This window comes from Nonomuraea sp. NPDC003754 (assembly GCF_053605785.1).
This window is the reverse complement of sequence record NZ_JBSGJX010000021.1, coordinates 118,093-131,776: the sequence shown is the minus strand read 5'-3', so window position 1 is coordinate 131,776 and position 13,684 is coordinate 118,093. Positions and strand designations below refer to the sequence as shown.

The window sequence follows — 13,684 nt, the reverse complement described above, 5'->3', positions numbered from 1 at the left end:
GTCTATCCCTTCGTGGCACCGGCCAGCAGGCCGGAGATGAACTGTCTTTGGAGAACGAGGAAGAGGATCATCATGGGCAGCGAGGAGATCGCCGTGCCCACCATGACCTGGCCGAAGTCGGTCTTGGCCAGCCCCAGCAGGCTGGCGAGGGCCACGGGCAGGGTGTACATCTCGGGCGTGCGCATCGCGATGAGCGGCCACAGGAAGTCGTTCCACGCGCCGAGGAACAGGAAGACCGCCAGCGCCGCCAGGACCGGCCGCATCACCGGGACCACCACCCGCCACAGCACCCGCAGCTCGCCCGCGCCGTCGACCCGCGCGGCGTCCAGCAGCTCGTCGGGTATGGCCAGCAGCGACTGCCGCATCAGGAAGATGCCGAACGGCACCGACAGGCTGGGCAGGATCAGCGCCGGATAGCTGTCGATCAGGCCGATGTCGTTCATCATCTCGAAGATCGGGATGATGGTGACGCCGGTGGGAATGACGAGCGTCGACAGCAGCAGCACGAACAGCAGATTGCGGCCCTTGAAGGTGAACTTGGCGAAGGCGTAACCCGCCAGCAGCGACACCACGATCGCGCCCGCGGTCTGCACCACCGCCACGTACAGGGTGTTGCCCAGCACGGTGACCAGCCCGATCGACTCCTCCAGCTTGGCCGTGTTCGCCACGAGCTGGTCGCCCGGGTAGAACTTCGGCGGCCAGGAGAAGATGTCGGAGTTGGCGTGGGTGGCGGCCATGGCCAGCCAGTAGAACGGGCCGACGCACAGCCCGAACACCACGGCCAGCACGAAAGTCAGCGTCCAGCCTTTCATGTCTTCTGCAACCTCATCTGTGCGATGCCGAACCCGGCCACGATCAACGTCAGGGCGTAGGCGATCGCCGCGGCGTAACCGAAGTCGAAGTAGCGGAAGCCGTTCAGGTACAGGTAAAGGGAGATCGTCAGCGTGGAGTTGTCGGGCCCCCCGCCGGTCAGCACCAACGGCTCGTCGAACAGCTGCAGCGTCCCGATCGTCGACAGCACCACGGTCAGCGCCAGGATCGGCCGCAGCTGCGGCACCGTGATCGACCAGAACCGGCGGACCGGGCCCGCGCCGTCCACCATCGCCGCCTCGTACAGCTCCTTGGCGATGCTCTGCAGGCCGGCCAGGTAGATCACCGCGTTGTAGCCGGTGTAGTGCCAGGTCAGGGCGATGACGATGGAGATGCGGGCCCAGAAGGGGCTGCCCAGCCAGTCGATGGGCGTCACGCCGAAGAAGCTGAGCAGCCAGTTGAGCAGGCCCGCGTCCTTGCGCAGGATCACCGAGAACATCACGCCGTAGGCGACCAGGCCGGTCAGGCTCGGCATGAAGACGCCGAGCCGCCACAGGCCGCGGAGCCGGAGGGAGGCGGAGTTGAGCCCGAGCGCCAGCAGCAGCGCGAGGAACAGCATGATCGGGACCTGGACGACCAGGATCAGCCCGGTGTTCCAGAGCGCGGTCCAGAACAGCGGGTCGTTGACCAGCCGGACGTAGTTGTCGAGCCCGACGAAGGTGCGGGCCGCGCCCGCGCCGGTGGTCAGGCTGATGTACATCGCGGCGAGGATCGGATACGCCTTGAAGACCAGGAAGCCGGCGAGCGCGGGCACGACCAGCAGGTAGGGGACGTTGCGCCGGGTGACGAACGACCGCCTGATCCCCGCCCGCTCCCGCGGCCTGGACAGGGTGAGCGTCATCCGGCGGCCGGCTTCCTGTTGGTCTGCTGGGCCAGCTGCGTGGCGGCCTCGGTCAGCGCCGCGGCCGGATCGGCGCCCTTGAGCAGCACCTTCGTCTGCGCGTCACTGGCGAGCTTCAGCGCCCTGGCGTAGTCGCCGGAGTAGTAGGTGGCGTCGGCGCCCTCGGTGAGCGCGTCGACGAACGTCTTGAGCGCCGGCTGGTCGCCGAAGTACGGCTGGGGCGCGGTGAACCTGGGGTCGGAGTAGGCCGCGGTCAGCGCCGGGAACACGCCGCCCTCCGCGAAGACCTTGTTGATCACCTCGGGCTTGGTCAGCGCGTACTCGACGAACGCGAACGCCTCCTTCTGGTGCGTGCTGGTGCCCGACACCGACAGGTGCGTGGAGTTGACGATCGCGGCGCGCTTGCCGCCCGGTGTCACGGCCGGCGGCTGCATGACCCGCCACAGGCCCTTCTGCTCGGGACGCATCTCGGGGATGTAGCTGACCGCCCAGGCCGCCCAGGGAAGCGCGGCCAGCTTGCCGCTGCCGATCATCTGCTTGGCCGTGCCCTCGCCGGAGGTGTCGGCGAGGATGCCCGCGTCGTTCATCTTCTTGAGCAGGGTCATGGCCTGGACGGCAGGCGCGGAGCCGAGCGTGACCTCGCCCTCCCGGTTGAAGTAGAAGGCGCCCTGCTGCTGGAGCAGCGACTGGTACAGGTCCATGTCGACGCTGCCGGCGGCCGGCTTGTTGAGGCCGAGGAGGAAGGCGCCGGTCTTCTCCTTCAGCTTCTTGCCCGCCTCGATCGCCTCGTCCCAGGTGGTGATCTTCTCCGCGTCGACGCCCGCCTTGTCGAACAGGTCCTTGCGGTAGAAGAAGCCGACCGGGTTGACCTCCCACGGCATCGCGTAGACGCCGCCGTCCTTGCCGGTCACCGTCGGCCACAGCCCCTTGGCGAAGGCGTCCTTGTACTTGTCGGCGCCCAGCTTGCGCAGGTCGGCGAGGCCGCCGGGGAACTTGTCCATGTAGCCGGGCAGGTAGTCGATGCCGATGTGCAGCACGTCTCCCAGGCCCTTGCCGCCGGCGGCCATGCCGATGGTGATCTTGTCCCAGATGGCGGGGTTGCCGATCGCCTGGACGTTGACCTTGATGTTCGGGTTGGCCTTCTCGAAGTCCTTGGCCACGGCGGCCAGGCCCTCACTGGCGGGCTTCCACGACCAGACGGTGATCGTGACGGGGCCGTTCTGCTCCGCGTCGGGGGAGGAGCCGCAGGCCGCGGCGAGTGCTCCGGTGAGGACGACGGCCAGGGCCGCGCGACGGTTGATCATTTCTTTCCTTTCGGGGGGTCAGGGCCTGCGTGTGATACGCAGTCCCTCGGCCAGGCGGTCCACGGCCTGGCTGGGGGTGGTGGCGTGGGGGGACAGCCGGATCCACGGGCCGCGCAGGGTGGTGGTGAGCCCTGCTCGCGCGAGGGCGGCATGGACGTCCGCGGGATCGTGCCCGGGGAGGCGGAAGCAGGCGATGCCGCCGCGCTCCTCAGGGGGCAGGTCGTCGTGCGGGATCTCCGCACCCGCGGCTCTGGCGGTGTCCAGGAGGGCGCCGAGGGTGTCGGCGAGCCTGGCGGCGATGGCATCCACGCCCACGGTGGTGACGAGATCGAGGGCGACGCCGAACGCGGCGACAGCCGGGTAGTCGGGGTTGGTCATGGTGTGCGCCGCCGCGCCGGGGAGCGGCTCGCGTGGATGGCCGCTCGTGCCGTCCGGGGCGGGTGCGGGGGCCTGTTCCGCCAGGGGTTCGCGGACGCCGGACCAGCCGCCGATGCCGGGGGAGAGGTGGCCCGAGACCCGGTCGCGGACGAGCAGGGCGGCGGCGCCCCACCCCGCCCTGAGCCATTTCTGGCCGCCGGAGGCCAGGACGTCGGCCGCCTCCACCTCCAGGGGAACGGCGCCCAGGCCCTGGATGGCGTCCACGACCAGGACCCGGTCGCGGCCGAGGACCTCCTTGAGCGCGCCGAGCGGGGGCCGATGGCCGGTCAGCGCGTCCACGGCGCTGACCGCCAGCGCCCTGACGTCGGAGGTGAGGTGGGCGGCCACGACCTCGGGGGTCACCCGGGGGGCGTCGATCCACCGCACGCGTGGCCCGCCGCGATCCTGCAGGCGCAGCCACGGATAGACGTTGGCGGGGAACTCGCCGCGGCGCACCAGCACCGTGCCGCCCTGGAGGGCGGCTGCCGCCGCGAACAGCGCGTGGCTGGTCGAGGAGACGAAGGCGACCTCGTGCGGCGTGGCCCGCAGGAAGCCGGCGGTGTTCCGCCGCGCCTCCTCGAGCCGGGCGGCCAGCGTGTCCACCGCCCGCTCGCCCCTGCTCGCGCGGGCCGCCTCGACCAGGGTCATGGCGACGTCGTGTGAGATCGGGCCGACCCTGGCGAAGTCGAGATAGCCGGGCAGCTCGTCGAATCGCCCCAGGTAGCGCGCGAGTTGAACGTTCATATCAACAAGGCGTGCCATGGGGGACTCCAGGGGTGGGGGGTAGATATGAGCGTTCAATATAGGGTAATTCGGGCGCGCCGGGAAGACCCCGTGCGCGCCCGATGCTTTCTCAGTACTCGGTGGTCAGCGTGACACCGCTGAAGTCCGTCACGCCGTAGAGGGCTGGCGGCCGTGGCCTCGCCCGCCGGTGGCGGCTCGTCGCCGGACGGTGCCGGGCCCGATCGCGCCGCGGACGCGGGGGCCGGGGGTAACGAGAGGGAGTCGGCCCGGGCGGCGGTCAGGCCACCGGTCGCCAGGCTGAGCGTCAGGGCGACCACGGCCGCCTTCGACAGGGTTCGCGCAATTCTCATCGCCACTCCTGGGGGTGGAGCGCGGGAAGGGCCGGGCCCCCGAGTGTCCACCGGCCGGCCGCACTTATGGAGTGCAAGCGTCCACTTGCCGAAGCGTCCGCGGCTGTCATTCCCGCCGGTCACGACCTATACTCGAACACATGTTTCAGGCTTCGCTGCTCGACCTGTTCGCCGCCGAAGGCCCCGGGCCGCTCGGATCCACGGTCAGGCGCGTCGACCTGGGCCACGGCGCCTGGATCGACCTCAGGCCCGGCTGGATCGGCGGTGCCGACGCCCTGCTCGACCGGCTGATCACCAGAGTGCGATGGCGGGCCGAGCGGCGTCACATGTACGACCGGGTGGTCGACGTGCCCCGCCTGCTGGCCTTCTACGAGGAGGGGCAGGAGCTGCCCGACCCGGTGCTGGACGAGGCCAGGGCAGCGCTCGACGCCCACTACGGCGCCGAGCTCGGCGAGCCGTTCGCCACGGCGGGCCTGTGCTTCTACCGCGACGGCCGCGACAGCGTGGCCTGGCACGGCGACACCATCGGGCGGGGCAGCACCGAGGACACCATGGTGGCCATCGTCTCCGTCGGCGCCCCGCGGGCCCTCATGCTGCGGCCCCGCGGCGGTGGCGGCGCGACCGTGCGGCACGAGCTCGGCCACGGCGACCTCCTGGTGATGGGCGGCAGCTGCCAGCGCACCTGGGAGCACGCGATCCCGAAGACGGCCCGCCCGGTCGGGCCGCGCGTCAGCATCCAGTTCCGCCCCCGCGGCGTCCGCTGACCTTCGCGCTACGCTCGGCTCGGGCGCCAGCATCCGGTTCCGGCCCCGGAGCGTCCGCTGACCTTCGCGCCGGATCAGCTCGTGCGTCAGCATCCGGTTCCGCCCCGGGGTGTCCGCCGACCTCGCGCCCGATCAGTACGCTCGGCTCGTGCCACATACCCTGACCGCAGGTTGGATCACGCTCGTGGGGCCGTCGCCCGCCGCCGCGGCCACGGGCGCCGAGCTGGTCGCCCGATGGGCCGAGCCGCATCGCCGGTACCACACCCTCGACCACCTGCGCGCGGTCCTGCGCGCCGTCGACACGCTGGCGCACCTTGCCGGCGACGCCGACGCGGTACGGCTGGCCGCGTGGTTCCACGACGCGGTGTACGAGGGCAAGGCCGGCTCGGACGAGGAACGCAGCGCCCAGCTGGCCCAGTCCCGGCTGGCGAGATGCGGTCTGCCGCAGGCTCGGGTGGCCGAGGTGGCCAGGCTCGTCCGCCTCACCGCCACGCACGACCCCGACTACACCACCGAGCCGCCCTCCTCGCCTGGGCGCGGGCGGGACGCGAACGGGGCGGTGCTGTGCGACGCCGACCTCGCCGTCCTCGCCGGCGACGACTACGCGGCATACGCGCGGGCCGTCAGACAGGAGTACGCGCACGTGCCCGACGAGCTGTTCCGGCCCGGCCGGGCCCAGGTGCTGCGCCGGCTGATGGACGCGCCCCGGCTCTATCGCACGCCGCTCGCCCACGACCTGTGGGAGGCGAGGGCCCGCGCCAACATGAGCGCCGAACTGGCCACCCTCGAAGCCTGAGCCGCGCCGGTCTTCTCGTGCGCCACCCTGCGGTCAACGCAGTCACGGACGGATCCCGGCCGCTCGGGCCCCACCGCCCCGCGATCAGGCGGCGTCGCGTGCCCCGGCTGGTCTCGCGCAGGGTGCGCCGTCGTCCTGCGGTCCGCGGTGTCGGCGTGCCTGGCTGGTCTCGCGCAGGGTGTGCCGTCGTCCTACTGTCAGCGGTTTCGGCGTGCCTGGCTGGTCTCGCGCAGTGCGGTCAGCGGCGTCGGCGTACCCTCGCTGGTCTCGTGTGGGGTGTGCCGTCGTCCTGCGGTCAGGGGCGTCGGCGGGCCCCGGCTTGTCGCGTGTATCGTCCTGGGTCAGCGGGGTTCCGGGGAGCGGCGCTTGCGGTGGCGCAGGCCGGCGGCGATGAGGCGGGCCAGCAGTTCCCTGGAGCTGACCGGCTCGGCGCCCAGCGAGACGGCCCGCGAGTGCACCGTCTCCGGCACGTCGTAGTGGTCCCTGTCGAAGGCCCGCGCCGGCACCCCCAGCAGCTCCGCGAACTCGTGCAGCTCCTCCAGCGAGCGGTCGCTGACCAGATGGGACCACAGCAGCCCCCGGGGACCGGGCCAGTTCGGGGGATCGATCAGCACCGTCACGCCGTCAAGCGTAAAGCCACCCGCGCCGTGAGGCGGCGCCCCGAAACCGCGGCACTTCCGCCAGTCCTTGGGGCTGGACCAGCTCGAACCGCGCGCCGGCCCCACCCCGCGGCAGGAGACCCAGCCACCGCGGATCAGGCGGTGGGCCGCTCCCCGGGCGATGGCATCAACCGATCGGTTGATGGGAGGTTCATCCAGACCCCTGATGGCCCCGGCAGGCCGCGACGGCAACCTGGAACACGTCAAGCCGTTCCGACCTGGAGAACCGACACCATGAAGATCCGTACCCGCCTGGTCGCTGGAGCCGTCGCCGCCATCGCTCTCACCAGCGGCCTGGCCACCACCCAGGTCGCGCGGGCCGCGGCCGCGGACCCGGCCGTCGTCGAGACCAAGGTGCTGTCCGCCGACGCCGCCCTGAAGATCGCCGACGCGGTGCAGAAGGAGGCGGCCAAGCAGAAGCAGCGTGTGACCGTCGCGATCGTGGACCGCTCCGGCGCCACCCGCCTGATCCTCAAGGGTGACGGCGCCGGTCCGCAGACGGAGGAGTCGGCCAGGCGCAAGGCGTTCACCGCGGTGAGCTTCGGCCAGGCGACCAGCGCGCTGGCGAAGAACCAGGCGCTGGCGGCCATCCCCGGCACGCTCCTGCTCGGCGGCGGCATCCCCGTGGCCGTCGACGGCGCCCCGATCGCGGGCATCGGCGTCGGCGGCGCACCCTCCGGCGACATCGACGAGGCCCTCGCCCAGGCCGGCCTCAAGGCCGTCCAGGGCCTTGGCTGACCCGCTCCACTGCTGCCCGCCGACCCGCCGACCCACTGACCCGACCCGCTGACCTGGGGTGGCCCCCGCTCCTCAGGTCAGCGGGTGCGGCCGACCATCCGGTACGGCACGCCGTCCCCCGCGCCACCCGAGGGCGCGGGGCTGGCGCTGTCCAGGGATACGCTCCTCGATCGCGCGTGGCCCGGGCTCGTAACGGCGCCCCGGCACGCGACTCGGGGCCAACCCTCGCCCCCGGCCTCGGCGAGATCGGAATCGCGACCGACCTCGGACCGGGTCGCGCCGTGACGATCGTCGGGACCAACCCGGATCCGGCCGCGCCGAGACCGGCGTTGGGACCACCCCCCGAATCAAGGCCGCACGGAGATGGGGGTTGGTCTACCGGATCGGGCCGCATCGTGACGATCGTCGGGGCCAACCTCGGATCGGGCCGCGCCGAGACCGGCGTTGGGACCACCCCCCGAATCAAGGCCGCACGGAGATGGGCGTCGGTCTGTCCCGCCGCGTGTTCCTGTTGCCGGGGCGGCCGCACGGCATGCCGCAGGAGGGTGATGAAGATCACCAGCGAAATCCCGTGCGAGGGAGGCCGCCGGATCGTCCTGTCGGGAATCGTGGGAGGCCGGAGGTCACCTGATGCACGTTTTCTCATGCGATGGGCCGTCGCGCCGCGATTCCCCCTTGTCACCGGCCTGCGTAGAGCAGCGGAGCCGGCTGACGGCCACGCTCCGTAGGTTCTCGCATCCCCGACCGGCGGATTCCTGGCCGGCGGTGAATCCCCAATCGGCGGATTCCTGGCCGGCGGATCCCCGGCCGATGCCGAACTCCCGGCCGATGCCGAACTCCCGGCCGATGGGGGATTCCCGGCCCATGGCGGATCTCCGACCGGCGGCGGGCCCTCGGCCGATGGTGGATTCCCGGCCGATGTCGAATTCCCGGGTGGCGGATCATGCCGGGGCGTGCCGGAGCCGCGATGCGGTCGCGGGCGGCCCGCACGAGCGTCCGGTCGCGTCATGACGGGCGATCTCGCGCAGCCGTACCTGCTGCCCGCAGGAGAGGGCGAGGCCGCCGCCACCCCGCAGCTCACGCCCATGCGGATCAAGGCGTCCAGCGAGCTCACAGGGGGCGCGATGGGCATGCTGGAGAGCGCGGATCCGCCCGGCTTCTCGACCGTGCTGCACACCCACGAGGTCGCGGAGCTCTGGTACATCCTGGAGGGGCACTACGACTATCACGTGGCGGGGCGGTGGTTGTCGGCCGAGGCGGGCGCCGTGGTGTTCGTGCCACCGGGATGCCCGCACGGTCTGCGTGCGGGGCCTTCGGGAGGGCGCAAGCTGACGATCTTCGTGCCCGGTGGCACCGAGGGGTTCTTCCGCGACATCCACCGTCGCGCCGAGGCGGGTGATCTCCCGGAGGAGACCATGCGCGCCCTCGACGCGACGTACGGTGTGACCACGCTCGGCCCGTTACCGCCCCTGGACGGCTGAGCCCGCCCGCGCCATGCCGCGTACCACGATCCAGTGGAAGGGCCGGATGACGGCGAAGTAGAGCCGGCCGGTCCAGTGCAGATACCTGATCACGGTCACCATCCGGAAGCGGTCGTCTCCGTCGGAGACGACCGCCAGGTAGGCGGCCAGGTGCGAGTCGCTCGCCTCCAGCAACAGGTGCCGGTCCTCGACGCCTTCGACGACCCGGAAGAACCCGATCCTGCGGCCCGGCGTGAACGGGATGTCCTCGGGCCGCATGCCGCCCGATCCCGGCTGGACGTCCGGGTGGGCCGTGCGCAGCATCCGAGCGAACACGCCCCGCATCCGGTACAGGAGCCGCAGCCAGCCGGGTTCCCATCCGAGCGCGCCCGCGACGAACTCGCGCAGGGTCCCCCGGGCGCGGACCGGCAGCGTGTCGGTGAAGTCGCCGGAGCCGGTCAGGGCGCGCAAGGCGGCGAAGTCGGTGCCCATGCATCCTCCTTTTTAGAGAGTATCCTCTAGAATTATGTTACATCCGGGCTGGCGGCCCGTTCGGGCGGGCGGCTCGGGCCGGTACGGCGGGCGGGTGGCCACCGAGTAGGCCCTGTGGAGGATCGCCAGGCGCACGGCCGCTGACCACTTTCCTGTGAGGAAAACAGGTGCTACTTTCCTGAGAGGAAAGTAGTCGACATCAGGGAAGGCCCATGGACCCTCAGAACGCCCAGTCCTCGCTCGACGACATCAGGCGCCTCCAGGACAAGACCCGCGACGCGATCGTCCGCCAGATGTTCCCGCTGCCCTACGTGGTCGTCTCGGCGCTCGGCATCTTCGCCGGGTTCGCGGCGATCGACCTCCCTCGCCCGTGGTCCATCGCCGGCACTCTGCTCGGGTTCGGCCTGTATGCGGGCATCGGCATCGTGTACGCGCACTGGTCCTCCGTCCGCAGGAAGGCCACCAGCGAGGAGGTGGGAATCTATGTGGCGTTGACGGTCGGCCTCCTGCTCGTCTTCGCCGTCACCAGGATCGTCGCCTTCTTCGTGTTCGGCGTGCCGGCGCACGGACTGCCGTCCCAGGCCACCGTCGCCGGGGCCGCGTCAGCCGTGACGTACGTGGCGATCATTCCCCTGGCCCGCCGGGTCTTGAAGAGGATCGTCGTGCAGGACGGTAGGCGCGGCTGATGGACCCGCTGTTCGACGAGTTCCTGCACGTTCCCGCGCGGTTGTCGATCGTCGCGGTGCTGGCGCCTGCCGACTGGGTGGACTTCGGTTTCCTCAGGGACGCGGTCGAAACCAGCGACTCGGCGCTGTCCAAGCAGGTCTCCGCCCTGGCCGCCGCCGGGTACGTCGCGGTCCGCAAGGGGCAGGACAAGCGGGCGCGGCGCACCTTCGTGCAGCTCACCTCCGAAGGACGGCACGCCTTCCGGCGGCACGCGGCGGCACTGGAACGAATCGTCGAACTCGCCAGGACGCCGGCGGAACAGCACCCGAGGGACGACCAAGGCCATGCCGGCACAGCCGGGGGCTGAGAGCTGCCGGTGACCGTAGGGCGGGACATCGGGGGAGAACCGGTTCAGGGTGCGGGGGTTCGGCTGGGGGCTGAGAGCTGCCGGTGACCGTAGGGCGGGACATCGGGGGAGAACCGGTTCAGGGCGCGGGGGTTCGGCTGGGGGTTGAGGGCTGCCGGTGACCGTAGGGCGGGACATCGGGGGAGAACCGGTTCAGGGTGCGGGGGTTCGGCTGGGGGTTGAGGGCTGCCGGTGACCGTAGGGCGGGACATCGGGGGAGAACCGGTTCAGGGCGCGGCGGCTGGGTCGGGACCCCTCCGATCCGGGGCGGATGCGCCGCGGCGGCCCGCTCCCAAAGTCGCATCCGACAATGGATCTTTGGGCCGAGGCGCTCCCCGGCCGCCCGCCACCAGCATGGTCACCATGTCAAAGACGACCATCCGCGGCGCGCTGGCCGCCGGCATCGCGCTGCTCGCGTTCACGGCGACCCCCTTGACGGCCACCGCGTCCGCCCGCGCCGCCGAACCGCCCTCGCCGTCCCCCGCCTCGCCGTCCCCTGCCTCGCCCTCCGCTTCGCCGGCTTCGCCGTCCCCCGCTTCGCCGGGTGTCCTGCCCAGGCCGAGCGGCCCCCGCGCGGTGGGCGCCACCACGCTGCACCTGGTGGACGACTCCCGCCCGGACCCGTGGGTGCCCGAGGAGAAGGCGCGCCGGCTCATGGTGTCGCTGTGGTACCCGGCGAAGACCTCCACCGGACGGCGGGTGCCGTACATGACGGCGGAGGAGTCGGCGCTGCTGCTGAAGGGGCAGAAGATCACCGGCGTGCCCGGAGACACGTTGAGCAGGACCAGGACCAACGCGATCGCCGGCGCCGCGCCGGTCGGCCGCCGGCGGAGCCTGCCCCTCGTCGTGCTGTCGCCGGGGTTCACCATGCCCCGCTCCTCGCTGACGATCCTGGCGGAGGACCTGGCGAGCAAGGGGTACGTCGTGGCGGGGATCGACCACACCTACGAGTCCTACGGCACGAGCCTTCCCGACGGCCGCACCGCGACCTGCGTCGCCTGCGCGGAGCAGGAGAAGGAGGCCTGGACGTTCGGTGACAAGGCCACCAGGGGCCGCCAGCCCGACATCGCCTTCGTGCTCGACCGGCTGACCGGGCCACGGCCCGCCTGGAAGGGCGGCGAGCTGATCGACCGCTCCAGGATCGGGGTGGCGGGGCACTCCCTGGGCGGCAGCAGCGCCGCATGGACCGTGCTCAACGACTCCCGGGTGCGGGCCGGCGTCAACATGGACGGACCGTTCTTCGTCCCGGCCCCCGGCGAGGGGCTCGACCGCCCGTTCCTGATGATGGGCGCGGGGAAGGTCCACGAGCCCGGCGGGCAGGACTTCACGTGGGGACGTGACTGGAAGCGCATGACGGGCTGGAAGCGCTGGCTCACCGTGGACGGTGGCGACCACGGGTCCTTCACCGACTATCCGCTGCTCCTGGAGCAGGGCGGCATCGACCTCGGCACGCCGCTGTCCGGGGCCCGCGCGGCCGAGATCACCCGCCGGTACGTCGGCGCCTTCTTCGACCTGCACCTCGGCGGACGGCACCAGCCGCTGCTCGACCGGCCCTCCCGGCGCTATCCCGAGGTGAGGTTCTGGCGCTGACGTCCTGCCGGGCGCCCAGCACACCCACCGGCACCGGGCGCGGCCGTCGCCCCGGACCGCCGCCGGCCAGCGTGGTTCCCGGCGAGCAGGCGTGACCCCTCGTCCCTGGTGCGATCTCGGCCTCGCGCCCTGGGCGGAGGGCACGCCTACCGAGGTCGCACGAAGCACCCGGAGAAACAGCCGTTCGGCCAGGGCCTGAGCGGCCGAAGTCGGTGCCGGAGCACGCCGGCCCCTGCTCGGCGTGTCCGGCGCGGGAGTCAGCCGGCCCGAGCTCGGCGTGTCGCGGTCATCGGCCCGTCGCGCGCCGCTTGAGCGCGGCCAGCATGACGCGGCGCACGAAGCCGCTGCCCAGCCTGATCACCGCCCAGTAGCGGGCCATCGCCCGGCGGGCGTCGGGGCTGGTGGTGATCAGGCGGGTCTCGGTCGTCAGCAGGATCCGGCCCCGGCCGAGGTCGGACAGGCGGAAGCCGACGACCGCCTTGGCGTAGCCGGGACGGTCGAAGGCGGCGAAGTCGGCGACGGGGACGGTGCCGGCCGCGCCGAGCCGCCACCACTGGCCGACCACACCGTGCACGATCTCGCTGCCCGGCACCTCGTCGAGCACGTCGAACACCGGCAGGTCCCGCTGCGGATGCCCGTGGAGAAGGCGGGAGAGGAGGTCGCGGGCGGCGAACAGCGGCCGGGCGGCCCTGACGTCGCCCGGCTTCAGGTCGTGGAGGGCGGCCCAGACCCGCTCCCGGGAGGCGTGGATGACGATCGAGTGCCGCTCGGCGTGTTCGGGGTCGGGCATGTACCGGTCGACAAGGGTGGACATGCGGTCCACTCTCCGCCGGGAAGCCAGCCGGCGGCCTCCCATGGCAGAGGGAAAACGCTCCCCCGCGCGGGGGAGCGCGTCGAGTGGCCTACAGATCCTTCTCCTGCTGGTCGAGGATGGACAGGGCCACCGACACCGCCGTGGCGGCGTCCTCCGCCTCGATCGCCGCCAGCAGCCGCTCGTGCGAGGTGTCCGAGCCCAGCACCGCCCGCTCCATGCAGTGGTCGCTGCGCACGCTGTCCCGCAGCGCGTCGCTCATGCTCCGGTACAGGTCGCCCAGCACCGGGTTGTGCGCCGCCTGCGCCACCAGCAGGTGGAAGTCGACGTCGGCGTCGGCGAAGGCGTCCAGGTTCACCGAGCGGCCGGCCTCGGCCCGGCGGGCCAGGGCCTGCCGCATCAGCTCGAGATCCTCGTCCGTCCGCTTGGTGGCCGCCAGCCGCGCCGCCACCAGGTCCAGGCCGCGCCGCACGTCGATGATGTCCATGGCGGCCGCCCTGTCCAGGCGCCGGCGCAGGGCCACCTGCGACTCGTCGCTGGCCGTCACGTACGTGCCGTCGCCCTGCCTGGTCGTCAGCAACCCCGCGTGCACGAGCACCCGTACGGCCTCGCGCACCGACAGCCTGCTCACCCCCAAAGAGGCGGCCAGCTGGCTCTCCGACGGGATCTTGCCGCCGACCGGCCAGGCCCCGCTCGCGATCTCCTGTCGCAGCTCGGCGATGGCGGCGTCGACAAGCGAGATCCGGCCCACGTTCCGCATCAGTCCTCTTCTCTAA

General features: G+C 71.9%; 15 protein-coding genes. 7 read left to right on the top strand and 8 right to left on the bottom strand.

What is annotated here, in order from left to right; all coding sequences use genetic code 11:
- Positions 1 to 2 precede the first annotated feature (2 nt).
- The 4 genes from ACWEVS_RS25640 to ACWEVS_RS25625 are packed head-to-tail and all read right to left on the bottom strand — an operon-like array spanning position 3 to position 4,176.
- Positions 3 to 812: a carbohydrate ABC transporter permease gene (locus ACWEVS_RS25640; RefSeq protein ID WP_452414355.1), complete on the bottom strand. Its 810-nt coding sequence runs from the start codon at positions 810 to 812 to the stop codon at positions 3 to 5.
- A complete protein-coding gene (locus ACWEVS_RS25635; protein WP_449924835.1) occupies positions 809 to 1,711 on the bottom strand; it encodes a carbohydrate ABC transporter permease in 903 nt (300 codons plus the stop codon). The genes ACWEVS_RS25640 and ACWEVS_RS25635 overlap by 4 nt, the downstream gene beginning before the upstream one ends.
- Positions 1,708 to 3,015 (bottom strand): ABC transporter substrate-binding protein, encoded by a 1,308-nt coding sequence (locus ACWEVS_RS25630; RefSeq protein WP_452553690.1) that lies wholly within the window; start codon positions 3,013 to 3,015, stop codon positions 1,708 to 1,710. Before ACWEVS_RS25630 ends, ACWEVS_RS25635 begins: the two co-directional genes overlap by 4 nt.
- Before the next feature lie 18 nt (positions 3,016 to 3,033).
- Complete coding sequence (locus tag ACWEVS_RS25625) at positions 3,034 to 4,176, bottom strand: aminotransferase class V-fold PLP-dependent enzyme (protein ID WP_452553689.1); 1,143 nt, start codon at positions 4,174 to 4,176, stop codon at positions 3,034 to 3,036.
- A gap of 490 nt (positions 4,177 to 4,666) precedes the next feature.
- Here ACWEVS_RS25625 and ACWEVS_RS25620 point away from each other — a divergent pair, with 490 nt between their 5' ends.
- Complete coding sequence (locus tag ACWEVS_RS25620; RefSeq protein WP_452553687.1) at positions 4,667 to 5,290, top strand: alpha-ketoglutarate-dependent dioxygenase AlkB; 624 nt, start codon at positions 4,667 to 4,669, stop codon at positions 5,288 to 5,290.
- A 148-nt stretch (positions 5,291 to 5,438) separates the two neighbouring features.
- The gene (locus ACWEVS_RS25615; protein WP_452414346.1) at positions 5,439 to 6,086 is read left to right on the top strand and encodes an HD domain-containing protein; all 648 of its coding nucleotides are present in this window, start codon (positions 5,439 to 5,441) and stop codon (positions 6,084 to 6,086) included.
- A gap of 341 nt (positions 6,087 to 6,427) precedes the next feature.
- On the opposite strand, the gene ACWEVS_RS25610 is transcribed toward ACWEVS_RS25615, so the two are convergent.
- A complete protein-coding gene (locus tag ACWEVS_RS25610) occupies positions 6,428 to 6,706 on the bottom strand; it encodes a DUF4031 domain-containing protein (protein ID WP_449924822.1) in 279 nt (92 codons plus the stop codon).
- Positions 6,707 to 6,979: 273 nt separating this feature from the next.
- Here ACWEVS_RS25610 and ACWEVS_RS25605 point away from each other — a divergent pair, with 273 nt between their 5' ends.
- Both ACWEVS_RS25605 and ACWEVS_RS25600 read left to right on the top strand, forming a co-directional pair.
- Entirely contained in the window at positions 6,980 to 7,483 is a 504-nt protein-coding gene (locus ACWEVS_RS25605) for a GlcG/HbpS family heme-binding protein (RefSeq protein ID WP_452553685.1), read from the top strand.
- 1,007 nt (positions 7,484 to 8,490) lie between these two features.
- The gene (locus tag ACWEVS_RS25600) at positions 8,491 to 8,964 is read left to right on the top strand and encodes a cupin domain-containing protein (RefSeq protein ID WP_449924817.1); all 474 of its coding nucleotides are present in this window, start codon (positions 8,491 to 8,493) and stop codon (positions 8,962 to 8,964) included.
- Here the strand turns inward: ACWEVS_RS25600 and ACWEVS_RS25595 are convergent.
- Positions 8,944 to 9,435: a DUF2867 domain-containing protein gene (locus ACWEVS_RS25595; RefSeq protein ID WP_449924815.1), complete on the bottom strand. Its 492-nt coding sequence runs from the start codon at positions 9,433 to 9,435 to the stop codon at positions 8,944 to 8,946. The two genes, ACWEVS_RS25600 and ACWEVS_RS25595, sit on opposite strands and share 21 nt — an antisense overlap.
- Positions 9,436 to 9,647: 212 nt before the next feature.
- Here ACWEVS_RS25595 and ACWEVS_RS25590 point away from each other — a divergent pair, with 212 nt between their 5' ends.
- The 3 genes from ACWEVS_RS25590 (at position 9,648) to ACWEVS_RS25580 (ending at position 12,097) form a co-directional block, all read left to right on the top strand.
- Complete coding sequence (locus tag ACWEVS_RS25590) at positions 9,648 to 10,121, top strand: hypothetical protein (RefSeq protein ID WP_452553684.1); 474 nt, start codon at positions 9,648 to 9,650, stop codon at positions 10,119 to 10,121.
- Positions 10,121 to 10,468, top strand: coding sequence for a winged helix-turn-helix domain-containing protein (locus ACWEVS_RS25585; RefSeq protein ID WP_452553682.1), 348 nt, complete (start codon positions 10,121 to 10,123; stop codon positions 10,466 to 10,468). Before ACWEVS_RS25590 ends, ACWEVS_RS25585 begins: the two co-directional genes overlap by 1 nt.
- A 402-nt stretch (positions 10,469 to 10,870) precedes the next feature.
- Positions 10,871 to 12,097 (top strand): alpha/beta hydrolase family protein, encoded by a 1,227-nt coding sequence (locus ACWEVS_RS25580; RefSeq protein WP_452553680.1) that lies wholly within the window; start codon positions 10,871 to 10,873, stop codon positions 12,095 to 12,097.
- A 286-nt stretch (positions 12,098 to 12,383) separates the two neighbouring features.
- On the opposite strand, the gene ACWEVS_RS25575 is transcribed toward ACWEVS_RS25580, so the two are convergent.
- Positions 12,384 to 12,911, bottom strand: coding sequence for a hypothetical protein (locus tag ACWEVS_RS25575; RefSeq protein ID WP_449924805.1), 528 nt, complete (start codon positions 12,909 to 12,911; stop codon positions 12,384 to 12,386).
- A gap of 88 nt (positions 12,912 to 12,999) precedes the next feature.
- Positions 13,000 to 13,668 (bottom strand): FadR/GntR family transcriptional regulator, encoded by a 669-nt coding sequence (locus tag ACWEVS_RS25570; protein ID WP_354904816.1) that lies wholly within the window; start codon positions 13,666 to 13,668, stop codon positions 13,000 to 13,002.
- Positions 13,669 to 13,684 lie beyond the last annotated feature (16 nt).